The sequence below is a fragment of the Serpentinimonas sp. SMBJO2 genome (genome assembly GCF_056341105.1).
Genome location: NZ_CP150628.1, coordinates 503,842 through 527,117 on the forward strand (window position 1 = coordinate 503,842; position 23,276 = coordinate 527,117).

Below are 23,276 nucleotides of genomic sequence, written 5' to 3' on the forward strand. Positions count from 1 at the left end.
CTGGTGCAACCGCCCCTAGCCCATTGCACCGTCATGTTGAACGAAGCAGTCCAGGCGCTGCACGTGCAAGCAGACGGTCGCTACATCGACGCCACCTTTGGCCGCGGCGGCCATGCGCGGGCCATTCTGGCGCGCCTGTCGGCCGCTGGGCGGCTGGCGGTGTACGACAAAGACCCGCAGGCGATCGCCGCGGCGCAGCAGTTGGCGGCCAGCGACGCCCGGGTGCACGCGGTGCACCACCAAGGTTTTGCCGCGCTGGCCGCGCAGCCCGAGGCCAGCGCCGACGGCATTCTGCTGGATTTGGGGGTGAGTTCACCCCAGCTCGACGACCCCAGCCGGGGTTTTTCCTTCCGCCACGACGGCCCCTTGGACATGCGCATGGATCCCACCCGGGGCCAGAGCGCGGCCGAGTGGCTGGCCACGGCAGAAGTCATACAGATAGCAGAGGTGATACGTGAATACGGCGAAGAACGGTTTGCTCAATCGATTGCAAAGGCGCTTGATCGTCGCCGACAGGAACGGGGCCCTATTGGAACCACCGCCGAGCTGGCCCAAATCGTGGCTGGCGCGGTCAAAGCCCGCCAGCCGGGCAAGGACCCTGCAACGCGCACATTTCAGGCTATTCGGATTTTCATCAACGCCGAGCTTGAGGAGCTGCAACACGCGCTGAAGGCGGCGCTGCGCGTGCTCAAGCCCGGCGGTTGGCTGGTGGTGATCAGCTTTCATTCGCTCGAAGACCGGCTGGTGAAGCAGTTCATGGCCCAGCACGCCAAAGACGCCTACGACCGGCGCCAGCCGCTGGCCGCGCCCAAGGCCTTGGCGCTGGCGCAGGTGCAGCGCGTGCTGCCCAGCGCCGCCGAGGTGGCGGCGAATCCGCGCGCGCGCAGCGCCGTGTTGCGCCTGGCCCAGCGAAGCGCGCTGGCGTGGGAGGCGTTGCCGTGACGCGCCTCAACCTCGTGCTGCTGCTGGTGCTGCTGGCCAGTGCCCTCAGTTTGGTGCATCAGCAGTACGAAGCGCGCCGCCTGTTCGTGGCGCTGGAGCGCGCCAACGCCGCCGCCGACCGCTTGGCCTCGGAGCACGAGCAGCTGCAGGTGCAAAAGCGCACCCTGGCGGCCCCGGCGCGGGTGCAGCAGTTGGCCAGTGAGCGCCTGCAGATGCGTCCGATCCACCCCGGCATCACCGAGGTGCTGGCCCTGCCCGTGGCGGGTGCGGCAGGCGGCGCCGCCGGGCCGGTTCAGCGCCTGCTCGGGCCGGTGACGGCGCCCGCCACTCCCTTGGCCCAGCCGGAGCCGCGGCCATGAAGCGCGCCATCGCCTACGGCTCCAGCCCCTTGCTCACCAGCGCCACCCCGGTCTGGCGCAGCCGCCTGATCGTGGCCGGCTTTGCGCTCGTCTTTTTGGGCTTGGGCGCACGCGCCGCTTACGTGCAGGTGTTTGGCAACGAATTTTTCCAGCGCCAGGGCGAGATCCGCTTCGAGCGCACGCTGGAGCTGCCGCCCAACCGCGGCCGGGTGCTGGACCGCAACGGCCTGATTCTGGCCACCAGCGTGGTGGCGCAAAGCGTCTGGGCCATTCCAGAAAACATCGACCGCCAGCACCCCAAGCTGCCTGAGCTGGCGCGGCTGCTGGAGCTGCCGCCGGCCGAACTGCAGCGCCGACTCGACCGGCACCCGACCTTCGTCTGGCTGCGGCGCCAGCTCGACGAAGCGCGGGCGGCGCAGGTGCGCGCGCTGGGGATCGAGGGCATCCACTTTCGCAAAGAGTACCGGCGCCAGTACCCAGAGGGCGAGGCGCTGGCGCACGTGGTGGGCTTTACCAACGTCGAAGACGTGGGCCAAGAGGGGGTCGAGCTGGCCTTCAACGCCCACCTGTCGGGGCAGCCGGGCTCGCGCCGCGTGCTGCGCGACCGCTTTGGGCGCGTGGTCGAAGACGTGCGCGAAGTCATCCCCCCGGTCGATGGCCGTGACCTGCAGCTGTCGATCGACAGCCGGATTCAGTTTTTTGCCTTCCAGCGCCTGCGCGAGGCGGTGCAACAGCACCAGGCGCGCGGCGGCAGCATCGTGGTGCTCGATGCCCAAAGCGGCGAGGTGCTGGCGCTGGCCAACTACCCGAGCTTCAACCCGAACCAGCGCCGCAACCTGAGCGGCGAGCATGTGCGCAACCGCGCCCTGACCGACACCTTCGAGCCGGGTTCGACCGTCAAGCCTTTCATGGCTGCGCTGGCGCTGGAGAGCGGGCTGGCGCGCCCCGACACCCTGATCGACACCGGTGAAGGCCGCCTGACCATGGGTCGCTTCACCATCCGCGACATCCGGGGCTTGGGCGTGGTCACGCTCAACGAGGCCATGAAGGCCTCGAGCAACGTGGCCATGGTCAAGCTGGCGCAGCAGATGCAGCCGCGCCAGATGTGGGAGGCCTACACGCGCATCGGTTTTGGGCAGCGGCCGCAGTTGCCGTTTCCGGGTGCCGTGAGCGGTCGCCTGCGCGCCTACGAGAGCTGGCGCCCGATCGAGCAGGCCACCATGAGCTACGGCTATGGCCTGTCCACCTCCTTGTTCCAGCTCGCGCAGGCCTACACCGTGTTTGCCACCGACGGCAAGCTGTTGCCCGTGACCTTGCTCAAAAGCCAGCAGCCCGTGCAGGGGGTGCCGGTGATGAGCGCGGCGAGCGCGCAGGCGGTGCGCCACATGCTGGCGCTCAGCGCCGGACCCGGCGGCACCGCGCAGCGCGCCCAGACGGTGGGGTTTTCGGTCGGTGGCAAGACCGGCACCTCGCGCGTGCAGGAAGGCGCGGGCTACGCCGCCAACCGGCACCGCAGCTTCTTTGTCGGGCTGGCCCCGGTGCAACAGCCGCGGGTGGTGGTGGCGGTGATGATCGACGAGCCGACCGAGGGCGGTTTCTTTGGCGGCGTGGTGGCGGCGCCGGTGTTTTCGGCCACCGTGCAGCAGACCCTGCGCGTGCTGGGGGTGGCCCCCGATGTGGGCGTGAGGCCGCACATCGTGGCCGATTTGGTGCAGGAGCCAGGATGATGCGACAGTTTGAACAGGTGAGCGAGGCCGTGGCCTGGTTGCAGGCCCTGGGCGCGCAGCGCCTGGTGAGCGACAGCCGCCAGGTCCAGCCGGGCGACGCCTTCGTCGCTTGGCCCGGCAGCGGCCACGACGGGCGCCAGTTCGTGACCGCGGCGCTGCAGGCCGGGGCCGTGGCCTGCCTGGTCGAGGCCCAAGGGCTGGACGCGTGGGATTGGAACGATGCGCGCATCGCCGCGCTGCCCGGGCTCAAGGCCGCAGCCGGCCCGGTGGCGCACCACTTCTGCCGCGCCCCCAGCGAGCGTCTGCGCGTGGTGGCCATCACCGGCACCAACGGCAAGACCTCGAGCGCCTGGTGGTGCAGCCAGTGGCTGCAGGCGGTGGGCGAATCGGCGGCGCTGATCGGCACCCTGGGCACCGGCGTGGCGGGCACCGAGCTCATCAGCACCGGCTTTACCACGCCGGACCCGATGACGCTGCAAACCCTGCTGCGCCGCTACGCCGACCAGGGGCTGCACACGGTGGTCATGGAGGCGTCGTCGATCGGCCTCGACGAAGGGCGGCTCAACGGCGCCAGGCTGCACACGGCGGTGTACACCAATTTGAGCCAAGACCATCTGGACTACCACGGCACCATGGAGGCCTACTGGGCCGCCAAGCGCGCGCTGTTCGACTGGCCCGGCCTGCAGGTGGCGGTGGTGAATATCGACGACGCGCACGGGCGCGAACTGGCGGCCGATCTGGCGCAGCGGCCGGGGCTCGATCTGTGGACCGTATCCACCGAGCCCGCAGCGCAGCGCCCGGCGCGCCTGCGTCTGCTGGAGCGGCGCTGGAGCACGACCGGCATCGACTTCGTGGTGCAAGAAGTGCAGGCGGGGCAGGAGGGCCGGCCGGTCGAGGCACCAGAACCGGGTGCCGAGCGCATCGGCCTGTCGCTCGATGTGGTGGGCGACTACAACCTGAGCAACCTGCTGTGCGCGCTGGCGGTGCTGCGCGCCAGCGGCCACACCTTGGCGGCGGCGGCCCAGGCCAGCGCCGCGCTGCAGCCGGTGCCGGGGCGGATGCAGGCCGCCTGGACCGACGGCCCGGCCAGCCTGCCGCTGCTGCTGGTGGACTACGCCCACACCCCGGATGCGGTGGAGAAAGCCTTGCAGGCGCTGCAGCCGCTGGCCGAGCACCGCGGCGGGCGCCTGTGGTGCGTGTTGGGCTGCGGTGGCGAGCGCGACCGCAGCAAGCGCCCGCTGATGGCCGCCGCCGCCGAGCGCGAAGCGGCGCGGCTGGTGCTCACCAGCGACAACCCGCGCGGCGAAGACCCGCTGCAGATTTTGCTCGAGATGCAGGCCGGCCTGAGCGAGCCGGTGCGCGCCATCGTCGAGCCGGACCGCGCCGAAGCGATCCAGGAGGCGGTGGACATGGCCGACGCGCGCGACATCATCCTGCTGGCCGGCAAGGGCCACGAGGACTACCAGGAAATCGCCGGCGTGCGCCACCCGTTCTCGGACGTGGTGCAGGGCCGGCTGGCGCTGCAGCGGCGCTGGCAAAACGAGCAGGGCGAGCAGGCCGAGCAGGGCCCAGCTGAAGGGAGCCCGACGTGAACGGTCTGGCCGAGCTGTTGCTGCAGCTGCGCGGCGCGCGCGCGGTGGGCGCCGTGACGCAGCCGGTGCTGCGCGTGCACACCGACAGCCGCACCCTGCGCCCTGGCGATCTGTTCGTGGCCTTGCGCGGCGAGCGCTTCGACGGCAACGACTGGCTGGCGCAGGCGCGCGCCGCTGGGGCCGTGGCGGCCGTGGCCGAACGCGGGCTGGCGCAAGCGGGCCTGCCCGGTGTCGAAGTACCCGACGCCCGTGCCGCCTTGGGCGAGCTGGCGCAGCGCTGGCGCGCGCGCTTCGATCTGCCGCTGATCGCCGTCACTGGCAGCAACGGCAAGACCACGGTGACGCAGCTCATCGCCGCCATGCTGCGCGCCGCCGTGGGTGAGGCGGCACTGGCCACCGAGGGCAATTTCAACAACGACATCGGCGTGCCGCTGACGCTGCTGCGCCTGCGCCCGACGCACCGGCTGGCGGTGCTGGAGCTGGGCATGAACCACCCGGGCGAGATCGCGGCGCTGGCGGCGCTGGCGCAGCCCACGGTGGCGCTGGTCAACAACGCGCAGCGCGAGCACCAGGAGTTCATGCACGGGCTCGATGCCGTGGCGCACGAAAACGGTGCTGTGCTGGCGGCGCTGCCGCCAGACGGCGTGGCGGTGTTTCCAGCCCACGACGCCTACACGCCGCTGTGGCGGCAGATCGCGGGGGCGCGCCGGGTTTTGTGCTTTGGCGATGGGCTGGGGGGGCTGGCAGGGGCTGGGCTGGGCTGGGGTGAGGAATCGGAGCCTGCGACTGACGAACCCCGGCCCAGCCCAGCCCCTGCCCGCGCGGGCGCACACTTGGCACCACCTCAGCCCGAAGTGCAGGCGCAGGCGCAGTGGGTCAATGGGGCTTGGGCGCTAAACATGCAAACGCCTGCCGGCCTGCTGCAGGCGCGCCTGCGGCTGGCTGGGCGGCACAACGTACACAACGCGCTGGCGGCCACGGCCTGCGCCATCGCGGCCGGGGTGCCGCTGGCCGCGATCCAGGCCGGGCTTGAGGGCTTCGAGCCCGTCGCCGGGCGCTCGCGTGCGTTCACGCTGCAGCGCGCCAGCGGGGCGCAGACCCTGATCGACGACAGCTACAACGCCAACCCGGACTCGGTGCGCGCCGCCATCGACCTGCTGGCCGAGTTGCCCGGGCCGCGCCTGCTGCTGCTGGGCGACATGGGCGAAGTGGGCGCGCAGGCGCTGGCCTTTCACGACGAGGTGCTGCGCCACGCGCTGGCGCGCGGCATCGAACAGGTGCTGGTGAGCGGCGACTGGATGCAGCGCGCCGCCGCTGCGCTGCAGGCCCAGGCCAGCACCCAGGGCCGCCTGCACGCCTACCCCGACATAGCGGCGCTGCAAGCCGCTGCGCTGGGCGCGGCAGCGCAAGCCGCCAGCGTGCTCGTCAAGGGTTCGCGCTTCATGCGCATGGAGCGGCTGGTGCAGGCGCTGCAAGCCGCTGGCCAGGCGCAAACCTCGCCGCAGACAGCCAAAATCACCCCGGAGGGCGCTCCCCATGTTGCCTAGTCTGGCCCTCTGGTTGCAGGGCATCAGCCCGGAACTGGACTTTCTGCGCGTGTTCCAGTTCCAGACCTTTCGCGCCGTCATGGCCGCCATCACCGCCATGCTGGTCGGGCTGGCGGCCGGGCCGCTGTTCATCCGGCGCCTGACCGAGCTCAAGATCGGCCAGCCGATACGCGGCTACGCCATGCAGAGCCACCTGAGCAAGAGCGGCACCCCGACCATGGGCGGCGTGCTGATCCTGTTTGCCATCACGGTCTCGACCCTGCTCTGGTTCGACCCCAGCAACCGCTTCGTCTGGATCGTGCTCGGCGTCACGCTGGGCTTTGGCGCCATCGGCTGGATCGACGACTGGCGCAAGGTGGTGCACAAAGACCCGGAAGGCATGCGCGCGCGCACCAAGTACTTCTGGCAGTCGGTGATCGGGCTGGTGGCGGCGTTCTACCTCGTGTTCGCCATCTCCGAGGGCAGCAACCAGCGCGTGTTCGAGCTCTTCATCGGCTGGGTGGCCTCGGGCTTCACCATCGATTTGCCGCACCAGGCCGGGCTGATGGTGCCCTTTTTCAAGCAAGTCAGCTACCCGCTGGGCGTGGCCGGTTTCGTGCTGCTCACCTATCTGGTGATCGTCGGCGCCAGCAACGCCGTCAACCTCACCGACGGGCTCGACGGGCTGGCGATCATGCCGGTGGTGATGGTCGGCGGCGTGCTCGGCATCTTTGCCTACGTCACCGGGCACGCGGTGTTTGCCAACTACCTGCTGTTGCCGCACATACCGGGCACCGGCGAGGTGATGATCTTCTGCGCTGCCATGGGCGGGGCCGGGTTGGCCTTTCTCTGGTTCAACACCTACCCGGCGCAGGTGTTCATGGGCGACGTCGGCGCACTGGCACTCGGGGCGGCGCTGGGCACGGTGGCCGTGATCGTGCGCCAGGAGATCGTGCTGGCCATCATCGGCGGCGTGTTCGTCGCCTCGGCGCTGTCGGTGATGCTGCAGGTGAGCTGGTTCAAGTACACCAAATGGCGCCATGGCCAGGGCCGGCGCCTGTTCAAGATGGCGCCGCTGCACCACCACTTTGAAAAATCGGGCTGGCGCGAAACCCAGGTGGTGACGCGCTTTTGGATCATCACCATGCTGCTGTGCCTGATCGGCCTCTCGACCCTGAAGCTGCGATGAACTCCCCTGTACCCACCGCCGCCGCCACACCCGCCAGCGCCCAGGCGCCCGCAGGGCTCGAGCCGCTGCGCCCGCCGCTGGGCGCGGCCGCGCCGTGGCTGCAGCGCGCCCTGGCACCCGCTGCGCAAGCGCTGGCCGGCCGCCCGGTGCTGGTGCTGGGCTTGGGCGCATCCGGTCTGGCGCTGGCGCGCTGGTGCGCGCTGGCCGGGGCGCACGTGACGGTGGCCGACAGCCGCCCCAGCGCCCCCCAAGCCGCCACCCTGGCGGCCGAGTTGCCCCAGGTGCAACTGCGCTTGGGCACGCGCTTCGATGCCTCCCTGTACGCCGCGGCCCCCTGGGCCCTGGTCTGCCGCAGCCCCGGCATCTTGCCCAGCGACATGGCCGAACTGAGCGCCGCCGCCCAAAGCGCCGGCACCGCCATCGTGGGTGAGCTGGGCCTGTTTGGCCAAGCGCTGCAAGCGCTGGGCGGCGCCGCAGAAGTGGCTGCCAGCGCCCATGTGGCGCGGGCTGGGCGGGGGCGGGGTGAGGAATCGGAGCCTGCGACTGACGAACCCCGCCCCTGCCCAGCCCGCGCCAACGCCCCAGCCCAAAACAGCGCCACCGCCAGCTACCGCCCCCACGTCCTGGCCATCACCGGCACCAACGGCAAAACCACCACCACCGCGCTCACCGCTCACCTGCTGCAAGCGGCTGGCTGGGACGTGGCCGTGGCAGGCAACATCGGCCCGAATCTGCTCGACGTCCTGCGCCAGCGCCTGCAAGCGCAACACCTGCACGAGCTGCCCCAGGCCTGGGTGCTCGAACTCTCCAGCTTCCAGCTCGACGCCGTCGAGGGCTTCGAAGCCAGCGCCGCCACCGTGCTCAATCTGAGCGAAGACCACCTCGACTGGCACGGCACCATGGCCGCCTACGGCGCCGCCAAAGCACGCATCTTTGGCCAGCGCGCCCTCATGCTGCTCAACCGCGACGACGCCACCGTCATGAGCTGGTGCCCGGCCCCGGTCCACGCAGCCACTGCCCAGGCTGCCCCAGCCAGCCGCCGCCGCGCTCCAGAACCGCCGCCGCGCCCCTACCAAACCTTCGGCACCGACGAGCCACAGCGCCCCGGCGACTGGGGGCTGCAAAGCGTCAACGGCCTCACCTGGCTGGTGCGCGCGCTGGCCGACGACGCACACGCCCTCGCGCCCCGCCGCCGCCCCGGCGCCAACGCAACAGCCGATGCCGCCGCCCACGCCGCCGCCACCCCGCGCCTGCAACTGCTCATGCCCGCCGAAGCCCTGCGCATCCGCGGCCGCCACAACGCCAGCAACGCCTTGGCCGCCTTGGCCTTGGCCAGCGCCGCCGGCGCCGAACTCGCACCGCTGCTGCACGGCCTGCGCGACTACCGGGGCGAACCGCACCGGGTGGAACCGGTCGGGATCGTGGCCGAGGTCGAATACATCGACGACAGCAAGGGCACCAACGTCGGCGCCACCCTGGCGGCCCTGAACGGACTCGGGGTCGAGCGCAAACTGGTGCTCATACTGGGCGGCGACGGCAAAGGCCAGCACTTCGCCCCGCTGGCTCCAGGCGTGGCACGCTACGCCCGCGCTGTGGCGCTGATCGGGCGCGATGCCGCCACCATCGAAGCGGAGCTGGCCGATTGCGGCGTGCCGCTGCAGCGCTGCGCCAGTTTGCCCGAAGCCGTGCGCTGGTGCGCCGCGCAGGCACAGCCCGGCGACGCGGTGCTGCTCTCGCCCGCTTGCGCCAGCCTCGATATGTTTCGCGACTACGCCCACCGCGCCCAAGTGTTCGTGGCCACGGTGCGCGAGTTGCAGCAAGAGGGGGGTACACCCGCATGAGCCGGCCCTCCTCGGCTGCGGCCGCCACTGAGCGCAGCGCCCCCCATGCAGGCTGGCAAGGCTGGCTGGGCTGGTGGCGCGCCGACGGCAGCGCCGGCGAACTGCCGGTGCGCCTGGCCAGCGTCGATCACGCGCGCAGCCGCCACCACACCGCCGTGCGCGAGCTCGGCTTCGACCAGGTGCTGCTGTGGGTCGTGGTGGCGCTGCTGTGCTGGGGTCTGGTGATGGTCTATTCGTCCACCATCGCCATGCCCGACAACCCGCGCTTTCGCAACCTCGAGCACGAGCATTTTCTGCTCCGCCACCTGATCGCCCTCGGGGTCGCCACGGTGGCGGCGCTGCTGGCCTTTCAGGTGCCCATGAAGCGCTGGCAGGAATGGTCGCCTTGGTTGCTGGCGGCTACGGTGGTGCTGTTGATCGCCGTGCTCATCCCCTTCATCGGGCGCGAGGTCAATGGCGCACGGCGCTGGATACCGCTCGGGCTCATGAACTTCCAGCCCTCCGAACTCGCCAAGCTGACCATCGCCATGTACGCCGCCGGCTACATGGTGCGCCGCATGGAGGTCAAGGAGCGCTTTTTCCGCGCCATCTTCCCCATGTGCCTGGCGCTGGGCCTGCTCGGGGTGTTGCTGCTCATGCAGCCCGACATGGGCGCCTTCATGGTGATCGCCGTGATCGCCATGGGCATTTTGTTCCTCGGCGGCGTGAGCGCGCGCATGTTCTTCATCGTCTCGGGTCTGCTGGTGGGCGTGTTTGCGCTGCTGATCGTCAGCTCGCCGTGGCGGCGCGAGCGCGTCTTTGCCTACCTCGACCCCTTCAGCGTCGAACACGCGCTGGGCAAGGGCTACCAGCTCACGCACGCGCTCATCGCCTTTGGCCGCGGCGAGTGGTTTGGCGTCGGGCTGGGGGCGAGCATCGAAAAGCTGCACTGGCTGCCCGAAGCGCACACCGATTTTTTGCTGGCCGTGATCGGCGAGGAGCTGGGCCTGGTTGGGGTACTGCTGCTGATCGCCGTGTTCTGGTGGCTGGTGCGGCGTCTGATGCAGATCGGGCGCCAGTCGATCGCGCTCGAGCAGGTGTTTGCTGGTCTGCTGGTGCAGGGCATCGCGCTGTGGATCGGCTTTCAGGCCTTCATCCACATCGGCGTCAACCTCGGCGCACTGCCCACCAAGGGCCTGACGCTGCCCTTCATGAGCTTTGGCGGCTCGGCCATTGTGCTGAACCTGATCGCCATCGCCATCGTGCTGCGCGCCGACCACGAAAACCGCAAACTCATGCACGGAGGCCGGGTATGACCCAACCCCCCTGCGCACTGATCATGGCCGGCGGCACCGGTGGCCACATCTTCCCCGGCCTGGCCGTGGCCGAAGCGCTGCGCGCCCAGGGCTGGCGCGTGCACTGGCTGGGCGCGCCCGACAGCATGGAGTCGCGGCTGGTGCCCGAGCGCGGCTTTGCCTTCGAGCCGGTGCAGTTTGGCGGCGTGCGCGGCAAAGGGGCGCTCACGCTGGCCTTGCTGCCGCTGCGCCTGCAGCGCGCCTTTTGGCAGAGCTGGCGCGTGATGCGCCGCTTGCACCCCGACGTGGTGCTGGGGCTGGGCGGCTACATCAGCTTTCCCGGCGGCATGATGAGCGTGCTGGCCGGCGCCCCCTTGCTGCTGCACGAGCAAAATTCCGTTGCCGGCATGGCCAACCGCGTGCTGGCGCAGGTGGCCGACCGCGTCTTTACCGCCTACCCCAACGCCTTGCCCAAGGGCGAGTGGATCGGCAACCCGCTGCGCGCCGCCTTTACCGAGCAGCCGGCCCCGGCGCAGCGCTTTGCCGGCCGCAGCGGGCCGCTCAAGTTGCTGGTGGTCGGTGGCAGCCTCGGGGCCAAGGCGCTCAACGAGGTCGTGCCGCAGGCGCTGGCGCGCATCGCGCCCGAGCGCCGGCCGCAGGTCACGCACCAGAGCGGCGCCAAGCAGATCGAGGCCCTGCGCGCCGCCTACGCCAGCGCCGGCGTGCAGGCCACGCTCACGCCCTTCATCGACGACACCGCCAGCGCCTTTGCCGCCGCCGACCTGGTGCTGGCGCGCGCCGGCGCCAGCACGGTGAGCGAACTGGCGGCGGTGGGCGCGGCCTCGATCCTGGTGCCGTTCCCGCACGCCGTCGATGACCACCAGACCCACAACGCGCGCTTTCTGGTCGATGCCGACGCCGCCTGGCTGCTGCCGCAAGCGCAACTGCAGCCCGACGACCTCGCGCAGCGCCTGCAACACCTGAGCCGCACCGAGTTGCAACAGCGCGCCGAGCGCGCCCACGCCCAGGCCCGCACCGGCGCCGTGGCGGCGCTGCTGCAGGCCTGTCAGCGCTACGCCCCCCAGACCCCATGAAACACGCCATCCGTCACATCCACTTCGTCGGCATCGGCGGCTCGGGCATGAGCGGCATCGCCGAGGTGCTGCTCAACCAGGGCTACGCCATCTCGGGCTCCGACCTCGCCGCCAGTGCCAGCACCGAGCGCCTGCAGCGTCTGGGCGCGCGCATCCACATCGGCCACGCCGCCGAGCAGATTGCCGGCGCCGATTGCATCGTCACCTCCACCGCCGTCAAACCCGACAACCCCGAGGTGCAGGCGGCGCACGAGCGTCTGTTGCCAGTGGTGCCGCGTGCGCTCATGCTGGCCGAGCTGATGCGCATGCAAAAAGGCATCGCCATCGCCGGCACCCACGGCAAGACCACCACCACCAGCCTGGTCACGAGCGTGCTCGCCGCCGCCGGGCTGGACCCGACCTTCGTCATCGGCGGGCGCCTCAACAGCGCCGGGGCCAACGCCCGCCTCGGGGCCGGCGAATACATCGTGGTCGAGGCCGACGAGTCCGACGCCTCGTTCCTCAACCTGATGCCGGTGCTGGCGGTGGTCACCAACATCGACGCCGACCACATGGAGACCTACGGCCACGACTTCGGTCGCCTCAAGCAGGCCTTCGTCGACTTTTTGCACCGCATGCCCTTCTACGGCACGGCCACTGTCTGCATCGACGACCCGCACCTGCGCGCCCTGCTGAGCCAGATCCAGCGCCCCATCACCAGCTACGGCCTGAGCCCCGATGCCCAGGTGCGCGCCCTCGATCTGCGCGCCGTCGGCGCCCAGATGCACTTCAGGGTGCAGCGGCGCAACGGCGTCGAGCTGCCCGAGCTCGAGGTGGTGCTGAACCTGCCGGGGCAGCACAACGTGCTCAACGCGCTGGCGGCGATCGCGCTGGCGGCCGAGCTCGACCTGCCCGACGCCGCCTTGCTGCAGGCGCTGGCGCAGTTCAAGGGCGTGGGCCGGCGCTTCCAGCGCCACGGCGAAGCGGCGCTGCCTGGCGGCGGCACGGCGACGCTGATCGACGACTATGGCCACCACCCGGTGGAAATGGCGGCCACGCTGGCGGCGGCACGCGGCGCCTTTCCGGGCCGGCGCCTGCTGCTGGCGTTTCAGCCGCACCGCTACAGCCGCACGCGCGACTGCTTCGAAGACTTTGTGCGCGTCATGGGCGCGGCCGACGCCGTGCTGCTGACCGAGGTCTATGCCGCCGGCGAAGCGCCCATCGTCGCCGCCGACGGCCGCGCGCTGGCGCGGGCGCTGCGGGTGGCGGGCAAGTTCGAGCCGCTGTTCGTGCCCGAAGTCGGGGCGCTGGCGCAAGCCATTCTGGACAACGCCCGCGACGGCGACGTGGTGCTGTGCATGGGCGCGGGCTCCATCGGCGCGGTGGCGGCGCAGGTGCGCGCGCTGGCCGACGCCGCCCCAGCCACCCCCAACCAGACATTGCAGGAGCCCGCATGACGACCCCGAACCCGACCCCGATCGACCCGCACGCACTGGGCAAAGTGGCGGTGCTGCTGGGCGGCTTTTCGGCCGAGCGCGAGGTCTCGCTGATGTCGGGCCAGGGCGTGCTCGCGGCCTTGCGGCGCAGCGGCGTCGACGCCCACGCCTTCGACCTCGCCGGGCACGAGTTGTCCGAGCTCAAGCGCGCCGGCTTTGCGCGCGCCTTCATTGCCCTGCACGGGCGCTTTGGCGAAGACGGCACGGTGCAGGGCGCGCTCGAGCTCATGGGCATCCCCTACACCGGCCCGGGCGTGCTGGCCTCGAGCCTGAGCATGGACAAGCTCATGAGCAAGCGCCTGTGGCGCGCCGAAGGCTTGCCCACGCCCGACTGGCGCCAGGTGCGCAGCGGCGCCCAAACCGCGGCCGCGCTGGCGGCGCTGGGCGCGCCGATGATCGTCAAGCCGGCGCGCGAGGGCTCGACCATCGGCCTGAGCAAGATCAGCCACCCGAGTGAGTGCGCCGCCGCCTACGCGCTGGCCGCGCGGTGCGACCCCGAGGTGCTGTGCGAGCAGTACATTGCCGGCGACGAGGTCACGGTGGCGCTGCTGGGGCAGGGCGAAGCGGTGCAGGCGCTGCCGCTGATCCGCATTGTCGCGCCCGGTGGCAACTACGACTACGAGCACAAATACTTCAGCGACGCAACACAGTACCTGGTGCCCTCGGGTCTGCCCGCAGCCGAAGAAGCCGCGATCCAGCAACTGGCCGTGCAGGCCTACCAGAGCCTCGATTGCCGCGGCTGGTCGCGGGTCGATGTGATGATCGACGCCGCCAGCCGCCGCCCCTACCTGCTGGAGCTCAACTCAGCGCCCGGCATGACCGGGCACTCGCTGGTGCCCATGGCGGCGCAGGCGGTGGGCATCAGCTACGACGCCCTGTGCCTGCAGCTGCTGGCCAGCGCCAGCCTCGACAACCCCTTGCCCGCCGCTCCAGCCCTGCCCGCAGCCGGGCCCGACGCGCCATAAAGCCATGCACCCGACCCCCACCCCGCCGCTCGACGTGCGCCTGATGGACGGCGCCGCGACCGCCCTGTTGCTGCTCGCCGCCGTGCTGGCGCTGGTGGCGCTGGGCGGCTGGTTGCTGCGCCAGCCGTTCTGGAGCCTAAGCACGGTGGTGGTGCAAGGCCAGGTGCAGCACCAGCGCGCCGCCACCTTGCAGGCGCATCTGGCCGGGCGGGTGCAGGGCAACCTGCTGACGCTCGATCTGCAGCAGGTGCAGCAGCAGCTGCAAGGCGCGCCGTGGGTGCGCAGCGCCGTGGTGCAGCGCCAGTTGCCCAACCGGCTGCTCGTGACCATCGAGGAGCATCAGCCCGTGGCCTGGTGGGGGCAGGCCGGGGGTACGCGCTTGCTCAATCAGCACGGCGAGGTGTTCGAGGCCGAGCCGGCGGCGGCCCAGGGCCTTGACTGGAGCGTCTTGTCCGGCCCCGTCGAGCGCGCCCCGCAGGTGCTCGAGTTCTACCGCGCTGTGCAGCCCGTGCTCGCGCGCCAGGGGTGGGGCATCGCGCAGCTGGCGCTCGACGAGCGCGGCAGTTGGCGCGCCGTGCTCGACGACGGCGTGCGCATCGAGATCGGGCGCGGCAGCGCCGCAGAGCTGCTGCAGCGCTTCGAGCAATACGCCCAGACCGTGCCGGCGCTGCTGCAGCACTACGGCGGGCGGCCGCTGGAAAGCGCCGATCTGCGCCACCCCGACGGCTACGCCCTGCGCATCCGGGGCGTGAGCACCTTGGCCGAACTGCAGTTGCCGGCTGTGCAGCACACCCCCGTTGGCACACCACGGGTGCGCCCTGCAGCCCCTACCCCTTGAAGCATAGACCGCCATGCCCAAAGAATACAAAGACATCGTCGTTGGACTCGACATCGGCACCGCCAAGATCATGGTCGCGGTGGCCGAGGTGCTGCCCGATGGGGCGCTCAAACTCGCCGGCTTTGGCGTTGCCCCCAGCAACGGCCTCAAGCGCGGCGTGGTGGTCAATATCGACGCCACCGTGCAGAGCATCCAGCAGGCGCTCAAGGAAGCCGAGCTGATGGCCGACTGCCGCATCGCCCGCGTCTACACCGGCATCACCGGCAGCCACATCCGCGGCCTGAATTCCAGCGGCATGGTGGCGATCCGCGAGCGCGAAGTCACCCCCGCCGACGTGGCGCGCGTACTCGACACCGCCAAGGCCATCCACATCTCCACCGACCAGCGCCTGCTGCTGGTCGAGCCGCAAGAGTTCGTGATCGACGGCCAGGAGGTCAAGGAGCCGATCGGCATGAGCGGCATCCGGCTCGAGTCGCGCGTGCACATCGTCACCGGCGCCCAGAGCGCGGCCGAAAACATCCTCAAGTGCGTGCGCCGCTGCGGGCTCGAGGTCGAGCAGCTGTTGCTCAATCCGCTCGCCTCCAGCCTGTCGGCGCTCACCACCGACGAAAAAGAGCTCGGCGTGGCGCTGCTCGACATCGGCGCCGGCACCACCGACGTGGCGATCTTTGCCGGCGGCGCGATCCGCCACACCGCCGTGATCCCGATCGCCGGTGACCTGATCACCAACGACATCGCCATGGCCCTGCGCACCCCGACCAAGGACGCCGAGGACATCAAGGTCGAGAGCGGCTGCGCCAAGCAGTTGCTGGCCGACCCCGAGCAGCAAGTCGAGGTGCCGGGTTTGGGCGACCGCGGCCCACGGTTGCTCAGCCGCCAGGCGCTGGCCGGCGTGATCGAGCCCCGGGTGGAAGAGATTTTCGCGCTGGCGCTGCAAGTCATCCGCGAATCGGGGCACGAGGAGTTGCTCTCGAGCGGCATCGTGCTCGTGGGCGGCAGCGCCGCCATGCCGGGCATGGTCGAGCTCGGTGAAGACGTGTTCCTCAAGCCGGTGCGCCGGGGCAGCCCCAGCTACCGCGGGGCCTTGAGCGACATGGTGGCGCAACCGCGCGCCGCCACCGTCATGGGTTTGCTCGAAGAGGCGCGGCTGGCGCGGCTGCGCGGGCACAAGGTGGCGCAAAAAAGCGGCTCCATGGGCAATGCCATGGGCCGCATCAAAGACTGGTTTGTAGGCAATTTCTGATTTTTGGGCGTTTTTTCTGGACAAGCAAGGAGTAAGGCAATGAGCATTGAAATGATCGAAGTCGAAGAGTTCAACCGCGGCACCCAGATCAAGGTGATCGGCGTCGGCGGCGGCGGCAGCAACGCGGTCGAGCACATGATCCGCTGCCGCGTGCAGGGGGTGGAGTTCATCTGCGCCAACACCGACGCGCAGGCGCTGAGCAAAACCGCCGCGCACCGCGTGATCCAGCTCGGCCAGACCGGTCTGGGTGCAGGCAGCAAACCCGACAAGGGACGCACTGCCGCCGAGCAGGCCGAGGCCACGATCCGCGAGGCCATCGAGGGCGCGCACATGCTGTTCATCACCGCCGGCATGGGGGGTGGCACCGGCACCGGCGCGGCGCCGATCATCGCCAAGATCGCCAAAGAGATGGGCGTGCTCACCGTCGGCGTGGTCACCAAGCCCTTTGACTGGGAGGGCGATCGGCGCTCCAAGAACGCCGAAGTCGGGCTGCTCGAACTCGAAGCGCACGTCGATTCGCTGATCGTGGTGCTCAACGACAAGCTGCAAGAAGTGCTGGGCGACGACATCCCCCAGGACGAAGCCTTCGCTGAAGCCAACGACGTGCTCAAGAACGCCGTCGGCGGCATCGCCGAGATCATCAACGTGGAAGCGCTGGTGAACGTGGACTTCGAGGACGTGCGCACCGTCATGGGCGAGCCCGGCAAGGCGATGATGGGCACGGCCGTGGTCAGCGGCCCGGACCGGGCGCGCATCGCCGCCGAGCAGGCCGTGGCCTGTCCGCTGCTCGAAGGGGTGGACATGAAAGGCGCCAAAGGGGTGCTGGTGCTCATCAGCGCCGCCAAGGGCTCGCTCAAGCTCAACGAATCGAAGATGGCCATGAACACCATCCGCGCCTTCGCTGCCGGCGACGCCAACGTGATCTACGGCACCGCCTACGACGAGTCGTTGGGCGACGCCATCCGCGTCACGGTGGTGGCCACGGGCCTGAGCCGCGCCGGCGCCCGCCAGCCGCTGACCGTGGTGCAAACGCCCACCCGCGGCCTGCGCACCGGCACCGACGACGTGCCCTTCATCCCCACCCTGACGACGCCGGTGGGCGGCACCGGCTTTGGCAGCGCGGCGCGCGGCACGGTGCACACGCGCGCCGGCAACGCCGAAGTGCCCAAGGTCTGGCAGCGCCCGCACGACCGCAACTCGGCCGCCGCGCGCGTCGAGGCGCTCTCGCTCGGTGGCATGGAAGACCACGACATCCCGGCCTTCCTGCGCCGCCAGGCCGACTGAGGACGCGGCTTGCGTTTGCTTACTGCGCTTACAAAGGGTTTGTGGCGCCGCAGGCGGCTTGGGCGCGCAATAAAACTACAATGCGCTCAATGATCTTTCAGCGCACCCTCAAAACCCTGACACGCGCCGTGGGCGTCGGACTGCACAGCGGCGAGCGCGTCGAGCTCACGCTGCGCCCGGCTGCGCCCGACACCGGCATCGTGTTCAGGCGCACCGACCTCAACGAACCGGTCACCATCCCGGCGCGCGCGACTGCGGTTTGCGACACACGGCGTGCTTCCACGCTGGCCAGCGGCGGCGTGCGGGTGAGCACGGTCGAGCACCTGATGAGCGCCTGCTGTGGCCTCGGGGTGGACAACCTGATGGTGGACATCACGGCCGAAGAGGTGCCGATCCTCGACGGTTCGGCGGCGTCGTTCGTCTATCTGTTGCAAAGCGCAGGCATCGTGGCGCAGGCTGCGCCGCGGCGCTTTCTGCGCGTGCGCCGCCCGGTCGAGGTGCGCCAGGGCGAAGGCCGGCACCTCAAATGGGCGCGGCTCGAGCCCTACCACGGCTACAAGCTGTGCTTCGAGATCGAGTTCGAGCACCCGGCCGTGAACGCCAGCGCGCAGCAGGTCGAGTTCGAGCTCGGGCGCGACCCCTACGCGCGCGACATCGCCCGCGCCCGCACTTTTGGCTTTGCGCGCGACGTCGAGGCGCTGCGCGGGCAGGGGCTGGCGCTGGGCGGCGGGCTCGACAACGCCATCGTCATGGACGACGTCAAGGTGCTCAATGCCGACGGGCTGCGCTGCGCCGACGAGTTTGCCAAGCACAAGATCCTCGACGCCATGGGCGACCTGTACCTGCTTGGCCAGCCGCTGCTGGCCAGTTACAGCGCTTACCGCAGCGGCCACGAGCTCAACAACCGCCTGCTGCGCGAGCTGCTGGCGCAGCCCGACAGCTACGAGCTGCTGAGCTTCGAGAGCGAGCGCAGCGCGCCGCGCGGCTTTGCGCAACTGGCACCGGCCTGGTAGGGCCTGAACAGCCATGATGGTCGTGCGCATTCTGATCTTCATGCTGCTCGGTGCCAGCGCCCTGAGCTTTGTGCTCTACCTCGTCACCGGCCAGCAAAAATACCGGCGCTGGGGCTTTGCCCTGTTCAAGTGGACGATGCTGGCGATCGTGGTCTTCTTTGGCGTGCTGTTCCTGTCGCAGTTTGATTGGTCGATGTTTGGCGGCTAACGCGCTGCGCCCCCCGAGTGGCCCGGCCAAGCGCATAATGCGCCCATGAAGCGCAAGAAGCTGCCCATCGGCATCCAGACTTTCCGCGAAATCCGCGAAGACGACTGTTACTACGTCGACAAGACCGCCTTCGCCCTGAAGCTGATCCAGGAAGGCAAGTATTACTTCCTCTCGCGCCCGCGCCGCTTCGGCAAGAGCCTGTTCCTCGACACCCTGGGCGAGCTGTTTGCCGGCAACGAGCCCTTGTTCCGCGGCCTGTACTGCCACGGGCGCTGGGACTGGTCGCTGAAGTATCCGGTGATCCGCATCAGCTTTGGCAGCGGGCGGCTGGAGAGCCGGGCGCAGCTCGACCGGCGCATCCGTGCCCTGCTCGAGCAAAACCGCGTGCAATTGGGCCTAGCTGGCCAGGATGCAGACGATATTCCCACCCACTTTGCCGCGCTGATTCAGGCGGCGCAGGCCAAGTTCGGCCAGCGCGTCGTGGTGCTGGTGGACGAGTACGACAAACCCATCCTCGATAACCTGAGCGAGCCCGAAGTCGCCCGGGCCATGCGCGAGGGCTTGCGCAACCTCTACTCGGTGATCAAGGACAGCGACGCCTACATCAAGTTCGCCTTCCTGACTGGGGTGTCCAAGTTCAGCAAGGTCAGCATTTTCTCCGGACTGAACAACCTGCACGACATCACCGTGTCGGCCGACTACTCCGCTTTGTGCGGTTACACCGAGGCCGACGTTGATAGCGTGTTCGCGCCAGAGCTGGAAGGGCTGGACCGGCAACTGATCCGCGACTGGTACAACGGCTACAACTGGCTGGGTGAATCGGTCTACAACCCCTTCGACCTGCTGCTGCTGTTCAAGGAGCGTGAGTTCCGCTCCTTTTGGTTCGAGACCGGCACGCCGACCTTCCTGGTCGAGCTGCTCAAGGCGCGCCGCACTTTTATGCCCGCGCTGGAGAAGCTGCACGCCACCGAGGCCCTGCTGGGCAGCTTCGAGGTCGAGGCGCTCGCCGTCGAGGCGCTGCTGTTCCAGACCGGCTACCTGACCATCGCGGGCCTGCGCCGCGTCGGGGCCATGGGTTACTACACCCTGCGCTACCCGAACCGCGAAGTGCGCAGCGCGCTCAACAGCACCCTGCTGCTGAATCTGTGCCCCGCAGCAAGCGTGGACAGCCTGCGCCTGCACGACCTGATGGCCGCCGCCGACCTGGACGGCCTGCGCGCCTACTTCACCGGCTTTTTTGCCAGCATCCCGCACGACTGGTACCGCAACAACCCGATCACGCAGTACGAGGGCTACTGGGCCAGCGTGTTCTACAGCCATCTGGCGGCCATAGGGCTGGACCTGGTCGCCGAAGACGTGACGAATCAGGGCCGCATCGACCTCACCGTCAAACTCCCCGAGCGCCTCTACCTGTTCGAGTTCAAGGTGGTGGAGATGGAACCCGAAGGCCGGGCGCTGGAACAGTTGCAGGCCAAGGACTACGCCGCCAAATACCGCGCCGACGGCCTGCCCATCCACCTGGTGGGCGTGGAGTTCAGCCGCGAGGCGCGCAACCTGGTCGGCTTTGCCAGCGCCACGCTGGCCTGAGGCTCGGTCGCTAACGCCAGCGCCCGGCGCGGTAGGCGCTGGGGCGGCTGCTGCGCTGGCCGGCGCCGCTGGCTGCACTGGCCGCACTGGCCTTCCCCAGCAAGGCCGGGGGCGGCTGGGTGAGGTGGGCATCAGGGCCATCTGGGCCAGCGCCCGAGCGTGCCAGCGCCGCCTGGGTGCGCGCCACCTGGGCGTGGGTGATGCACAGCCCGAGCGCGTCGGCCGCGTCGGGCCCGGGCAAACCCGGCAGGTGCAGCAGGCGCCGCACCATTTCCTGCACCTGGGCTTTGGCCGCCTTGCCGTGCCCGACCACCGCCTTCTTGAGCTGCAAGGCGGTGTATTCGCTCACCGGCAGGCCGGCGCTCACCAGCGCCGTGAGGCAGCAGCCGCGCGCCTGGCCGAGCAGCAGCGTGGCTTGCGGGTTCACGTTCACAAACACGATCTCGCACACCGCCTGCTCGGGTTGGTAACGCTGCACCACCTCGCGGATGCCGTCGTAGAGCACGCCCAGGCGCGTGCTCAGGCTCAGCACCTGGGTGCCGTCGCGGCGCTGGCTGCAAATGGCACCGCTGGCCACATAGGTGAGCTCAGGGCCGCAGACGTCGATGACGCCAAAGCCGGTGCGTTGCAAGCCGGGGTCGATACCCAGGATGCGCACGCTGCGCGCGGGCGTGCTCATGGCAGTTGCGCGTCGCCCATGCGCGCCAGCACGGTGGCGGCGCGCTGGTCGATGAAGCCGGCGCGAAACTGGCGCTGGAAGCGCTTGGGCGCGGGCAGCAACACCGCCAGCCGTGCCGCCTCGTGCGCCGTCAAGCGCGCCGCCGGTTTGCCAAAGTAGTGCCGCGCCGCCGCTTCGGCGCCAAAAATGCCCTCGCCCCACTCCACGCTGTTGAGGTAGATTTCGAGGATGCGCTCCTTGCTCAGCAGCAGCTCGAGCATTTTGGTCAGCACCAGCTCCTGGCCCTTGCGCAGCAGCGTGCGCTCGCCCGACAGCAGCAGGTTCTTGGCCAGTTGCTGCGTGATGGTGGAGCCGCCCACCAGGCGTGCGTTGCGCCCGCGCGCCTCGGCTGCAGCCTGACGGCGCAGATTGCGCTCCCAGGCCGCTTGCAGCGCTTCCCAGTCGACGCCGAAGTGGGTTGCAAATTCGGCGTCCTCGGAGGCGATCACGGCGCGCTTGAGGTGGGGCGAGATGGCCTCGTAAGGCACCCACTGCTGCGCCCAGCGCAGCTCGCCGTCCTGCTGCGCCAGGCGCCAGGCTTCCGAGCGCTGAAAGGTGGTGCTCACCGGGTCGATCAGCACCATGGTGGCGATGCGCAGCAAAAAAAACACCTGCAGCGCCAGCGCCGCCAGCAGCAGCCACAGCAGCCAGCGCAGCGCAAAGCGCTTCCAAGTGGGGCGGGTTGTCATTGGCTACCGACCCGGGTTTGCACGGTTTCATCGCGGCTGAAGCGAAAGCGCGACACCACCACGATCTGGTCCGCCTGGCGGCGCATGGCGCTGGTGAAGGGGCCAAACGAGAGACTGTGCACGATGGCTTCGGCGCGGCTGTCCAAGGCCGGCTGGCCCGAACCTTGCACCACTTCGGTGCCCAGCACGCGCCCGTCGTGGTTCACGGTGATTACCATGCTCAGCTCGCCAAAGAGCTTGCGCCCTTGGAGTTGCGGAAAGTTGGCGGTGCCGTGGTCTTCGATGCGGCGGCGCAACTGGTCGTAATAAATGGCATAGACCGCCTCGCGCGTGGCGGGGCCGAGGTAGCGCTTGCGCGGGCGTACGTTTTGCTCGTTGACGCGCTGCTCGATTTCGGCCAAGGCCTTGAGCAAGGCCAGCCGGCGCTCTTCTTGGGCCAGCGCCTGCGGGTCGGCTTGCGCCAGCGCTGCGCTCACGGGGGCGAGGGTGGCCACTTGCTGGCGCAACTGGGCCAGCAGCCGGGTCTGCTGCACTCGCATGTCTTGCAGGCGGCGCTGTTGCTCTTGCAGCGCGTCGCCGCTGCGCTCGATCACGGCCGGCGGCAACGGCGAGGCGGCACGCCCGGCGTCGGCCTCGCCACCACCGGCCAGGTTGGCTTGGGCAATGGCCTGCGCCCGCTCGGGGGCTTGCGGCGCGCGCGCATTGACCAGCACCACATCGAGCGGCGTGTCGTGCCAGACCCGTTGCAGGCCCTGCGGGTGCACGATCTGCACCGTCAGCACGGCCGCGTGCGCCAGCAGCGAGACCGCCAGCGCCAAATGCAGGGTGCTGATCGAGCCCAAAAAGCGCCACAGTTTCACGGTGCCGGCGCTCCTTGTGCGAACGCGGGCAGCGGCATCTGACACAGCTCGCGCAGCAGCGCCGCCAAAGAGCGGCCAGCGGCGTGCAGCAGCTCGTGCCCCAAGGCGGCGTCGGCGGCGGCGGCGTTGCCCACCGCGCCCTCGGGGTGGTAGTCCTGCATCTGCCAGCCCAGCTTGGCGCTGCGGCCGTTGCCCAGAATGGGCCAGCGCTGCGCCCGTTCTTGCGAGCTGGAGGGGAAGTGGCGCGCCTGCTGCATGCGCACCAGCTGCGGGCGCAGCGCCAGCATCATCGAGGTCTCGAGCTGGCCAGCGTGGATGCCAAAGCGGCGCTCATCCGCGCTAAAGTGCAGCAGCAGGTCTTGCCCCTGCGCGTCGAGCAAGGGCAGGTTGAACCAGCTGGCACCATAGACCAGCAGCCCGCACTGGCCGCGCAGCTCGCGCGCCGCCACCTCGAGCAAGCCGTTGTGGCCCCCGTGACCGTTGAACAGCAGCAGCTTGCGCACGCCGGCGCGGGCCACCGATTGCCCCAGTTCCAGCCACAGGCGCAGCACGGTGTCGGGCTGCAGCGTCAGGGTGCCGGCAAAGCGCTGGTGCTCGCTGCTGTAGCCCACCGCCTGCGTGGGCAGCACATAAACCGGCCAGAGCGGCTCGCAATGCGCCGCCGCCGCCGCCAGCACGCCTTCGACCAGGTCGGCATCGACCGACAGCGGCAGGTGCGGGCCGTGCTGCTCGATCGCCGCCACGGGCAGCAGCGCGACCGTGCGCGCCGGGTCGAGGGCGGCGAAGTCGGTGCTGCACAGATCGGCCCAGCGTGGCAGGTGGGGTGCGGTGCTCATGGGGGCATCTTAACGC

21 protein-coding genes are annotated in these 23,276 nt (G+C 69.7%); 17 read left to right on the forward strand and 4 right to left on the reverse strand.

Annotated features, from left to right (window positions below; genetic code table 11):
• Nucleotides 1–3: 3 nt before the first annotated feature.
• The 17 genes from rsmH (at nucleotide 4) to AAAZ40_RS02360 (ending at nucleotide 20,157) form a co-directional block, all read left to right on the forward strand.
• Nucleotides 4–942 carry a 16S rRNA (cytosine(1402)-N(4))-methyltransferase RsmH gene (gene rsmH, locus AAAZ40_RS02280; RefSeq protein WP_476660979.1) on the forward strand — a complete coding sequence of 313 codons (939 nt, stop codon included), beginning with the start codon at nucleotides 4–6 and terminating at the stop codon, nucleotides 940–942.
• A complete protein-coding gene (gene ftsL, locus AAAZ40_RS02285) occupies nucleotides 939–1,301 on the forward strand; it encodes a cell division protein FtsL (RefSeq protein ID WP_476463711.1) in 363 nt (120 codons plus the stop codon). The genes rsmH and ftsL overlap by 4 nt, the downstream gene beginning before the upstream one ends.
• Complete coding sequence (locus AAAZ40_RS02290) at nucleotides 1,298–3,028, forward strand: peptidoglycan D,D-transpeptidase FtsI family protein (protein WP_476660980.1); 1,731 nt, start codon at nucleotides 1,298–1,300, stop codon at nucleotides 3,026–3,028. The genes ftsL and AAAZ40_RS02290 overlap by 4 nt, the downstream gene beginning before the upstream one ends.
• On the forward strand, nucleotides 3,025–4,620 hold the full coding sequence (locus AAAZ40_RS02295; protein ID WP_476660981.1) for a UDP-N-acetylmuramoyl-L-alanyl-D-glutamate--2,6-diaminopimelate ligase: 1,596 nt from the start codon (nucleotides 3,025–3,027) through the stop codon (nucleotides 4,618–4,620). Before AAAZ40_RS02290 ends, AAAZ40_RS02295 begins: the two co-directional genes overlap by 4 nt.
• The gene (locus AAAZ40_RS02300) at nucleotides 4,617–6,167 is read left to right on the forward strand and encodes a UDP-N-acetylmuramoyl-tripeptide--D-alanyl-D-alanine ligase (protein ID WP_476660982.1); all 1,551 of its coding nucleotides are present in this window, start codon (nucleotides 4,617–4,619) and stop codon (nucleotides 6,165–6,167) included. The genes AAAZ40_RS02295 and AAAZ40_RS02300 overlap by 4 nt, the downstream gene beginning before the upstream one ends.
• The gene (mraY, locus tag AAAZ40_RS02305) at nucleotides 6,157–7,335 is read left to right on the forward strand and encodes a phospho-N-acetylmuramoyl-pentapeptide-transferase (protein ID WP_476660983.1); all 1,179 of its coding nucleotides are present in this window, start codon (nucleotides 6,157–6,159) and stop codon (nucleotides 7,333–7,335) included. The genes AAAZ40_RS02300 and mraY overlap by 11 nt, the downstream gene beginning before the upstream one ends.
• Nucleotides 7,332–9,176, forward strand: coding sequence for a Mur ligase family protein (locus tag AAAZ40_RS02310; RefSeq protein ID WP_476660984.1), 1,845 nt, complete (start codon nucleotides 7,332–7,334; stop codon nucleotides 9,174–9,176). Before mraY ends, AAAZ40_RS02310 begins: the two co-directional genes overlap by 4 nt.
• Nucleotides 9,173–10,471 (forward strand): putative lipid II flippase FtsW, encoded by a 1,299-nt coding sequence (gene ftsW, locus AAAZ40_RS02315; RefSeq protein ID WP_476660985.1) that lies wholly within the window; start codon nucleotides 9,173–9,175, stop codon nucleotides 10,469–10,471. The genes AAAZ40_RS02310 and ftsW overlap by 4 nt, the downstream gene beginning before the upstream one ends.
• Nucleotides 10,468–11,544 carry an undecaprenyldiphospho-muramoylpentapeptide beta-N-acetylglucosaminyltransferase gene (murG, locus tag AAAZ40_RS02320; protein WP_476660986.1) on the forward strand — a complete coding sequence of 359 codons (1,077 nt, stop codon included), beginning with the start codon at nucleotides 10,468–10,470 and terminating at the stop codon, nucleotides 11,542–11,544. The genes ftsW and murG overlap by 4 nt, the downstream gene beginning before the upstream one ends.
• On the forward strand, nucleotides 11,541–12,980 hold the full coding sequence (murC, locus tag AAAZ40_RS02325; RefSeq protein ID WP_476660987.1) for a UDP-N-acetylmuramate--L-alanine ligase: 1,440 nt from the start codon (nucleotides 11,541–11,543) through the stop codon (nucleotides 12,978–12,980). The genes murG and murC overlap by 4 nt, the downstream gene beginning before the upstream one ends.
• The gene (locus tag AAAZ40_RS02330) at nucleotides 12,977–13,984 is read left to right on the forward strand and encodes a D-alanine--D-alanine ligase (protein WP_476660988.1); all 1,008 of its coding nucleotides are present in this window, start codon (nucleotides 12,977–12,979) and stop codon (nucleotides 13,982–13,984) included. The genes murC and AAAZ40_RS02330 overlap by 4 nt, the downstream gene beginning before the upstream one ends.
• A 4-nt stretch (nucleotides 13,985–13,988) precedes the next feature.
• The gene (locus AAAZ40_RS02335) at nucleotides 13,989–14,822 is read left to right on the forward strand and encodes a cell division protein FtsQ/DivIB (protein ID WP_476660989.1); all 834 of its coding nucleotides are present in this window, start codon (nucleotides 13,989–13,991) and stop codon (nucleotides 14,820–14,822) included.
• A 13-nt stretch (nucleotides 14,823–14,835) separates the two neighbouring features.
• The gene (gene ftsA / locus AAAZ40_RS02340; RefSeq protein ID WP_476660990.1) at nucleotides 14,836–16,065 is read left to right on the forward strand and encodes a cell division protein FtsA; all 1,230 of its coding nucleotides are present in this window, start codon (nucleotides 14,836–14,838) and stop codon (nucleotides 16,063–16,065) included.
• A gap of 39 nt (nucleotides 16,066–16,104) precedes the next feature.
• Nucleotides 16,105–17,349, forward strand: coding sequence for a cell division protein FtsZ (gene ftsZ, locus AAAZ40_RS02345; protein ID WP_476660991.1), 1,245 nt, complete (start codon nucleotides 16,105–16,107; stop codon nucleotides 17,347–17,349).
• A gap of 89 nt (nucleotides 17,350–17,438) precedes the next feature.
• A complete protein-coding gene (gene lpxC, locus AAAZ40_RS02350; RefSeq protein ID WP_476660992.1) occupies nucleotides 17,439–18,362 on the forward strand; it encodes a UDP-3-O-acyl-N-acetylglucosamine deacetylase in 924 nt (307 codons plus the stop codon).
• 13 nt (nucleotides 18,363–18,375) lie between these two features.
• On the forward strand, nucleotides 18,376–18,570 hold the full coding sequence (locus tag AAAZ40_RS02355; RefSeq protein WP_476660993.1) for a hypothetical protein: 195 nt from the start codon (nucleotides 18,376–18,378) through the stop codon (nucleotides 18,568–18,570).
• 45 nt (nucleotides 18,571–18,615) lie between these two features.
• Nucleotides 18,616–20,157: an ATP-binding protein gene (locus AAAZ40_RS02360; RefSeq protein ID WP_476660994.1), complete on the forward strand. Its 1,542-nt coding sequence runs from the start codon at nucleotides 18,616–18,618 to the stop codon at nucleotides 20,155–20,157.
• Nucleotides 20,158–20,167: 10 nt separating this feature from the next.
• On the opposite strand, the gene ruvC is transcribed toward AAAZ40_RS02360, so the two are convergent.
• The 4 genes from ruvC to AAAZ40_RS02380 are packed head-to-tail and all read right to left on the reverse strand — an operon-like array spanning nucleotide 20,168 to nucleotide 23,260.
• Complete coding sequence (gene ruvC, locus AAAZ40_RS02365) at nucleotides 20,168–20,815, reverse strand: crossover junction endodeoxyribonuclease RuvC (RefSeq protein ID WP_476661664.1); 648 nt, start codon at nucleotides 20,813–20,815, stop codon at nucleotides 20,168–20,170.
• A 17-nt stretch (nucleotides 20,816–20,832) separates the two neighbouring features.
• Nucleotides 20,833–21,564 carry a monofunctional biosynthetic peptidoglycan transglycosylase gene (gene mtgA / locus AAAZ40_RS02370; protein WP_476660995.1) on the reverse strand — a complete coding sequence of 244 codons (732 nt, stop codon included), beginning with the start codon at nucleotides 21,562–21,564 and terminating at the stop codon, nucleotides 20,833–20,835.
• A complete protein-coding gene (locus AAAZ40_RS02375) occupies nucleotides 21,561–22,424 on the reverse strand; it encodes an energy transducer TonB (protein WP_476660996.1) in 864 nt (287 codons plus the stop codon). Before AAAZ40_RS02375 ends, mtgA begins: the two co-directional genes overlap by 4 nt.
• Nucleotides 22,421–23,260 (reverse strand): creatininase family protein, encoded by an 840-nt coding sequence (locus AAAZ40_RS02380; RefSeq protein ID WP_476660997.1) that lies wholly within the window; start codon nucleotides 23,258–23,260, stop codon nucleotides 22,421–22,423. Before AAAZ40_RS02380 ends, AAAZ40_RS02375 begins: the two co-directional genes overlap by 4 nt.
• Nucleotides 23,261–23,276: the final 16 nt, after the last annotated feature.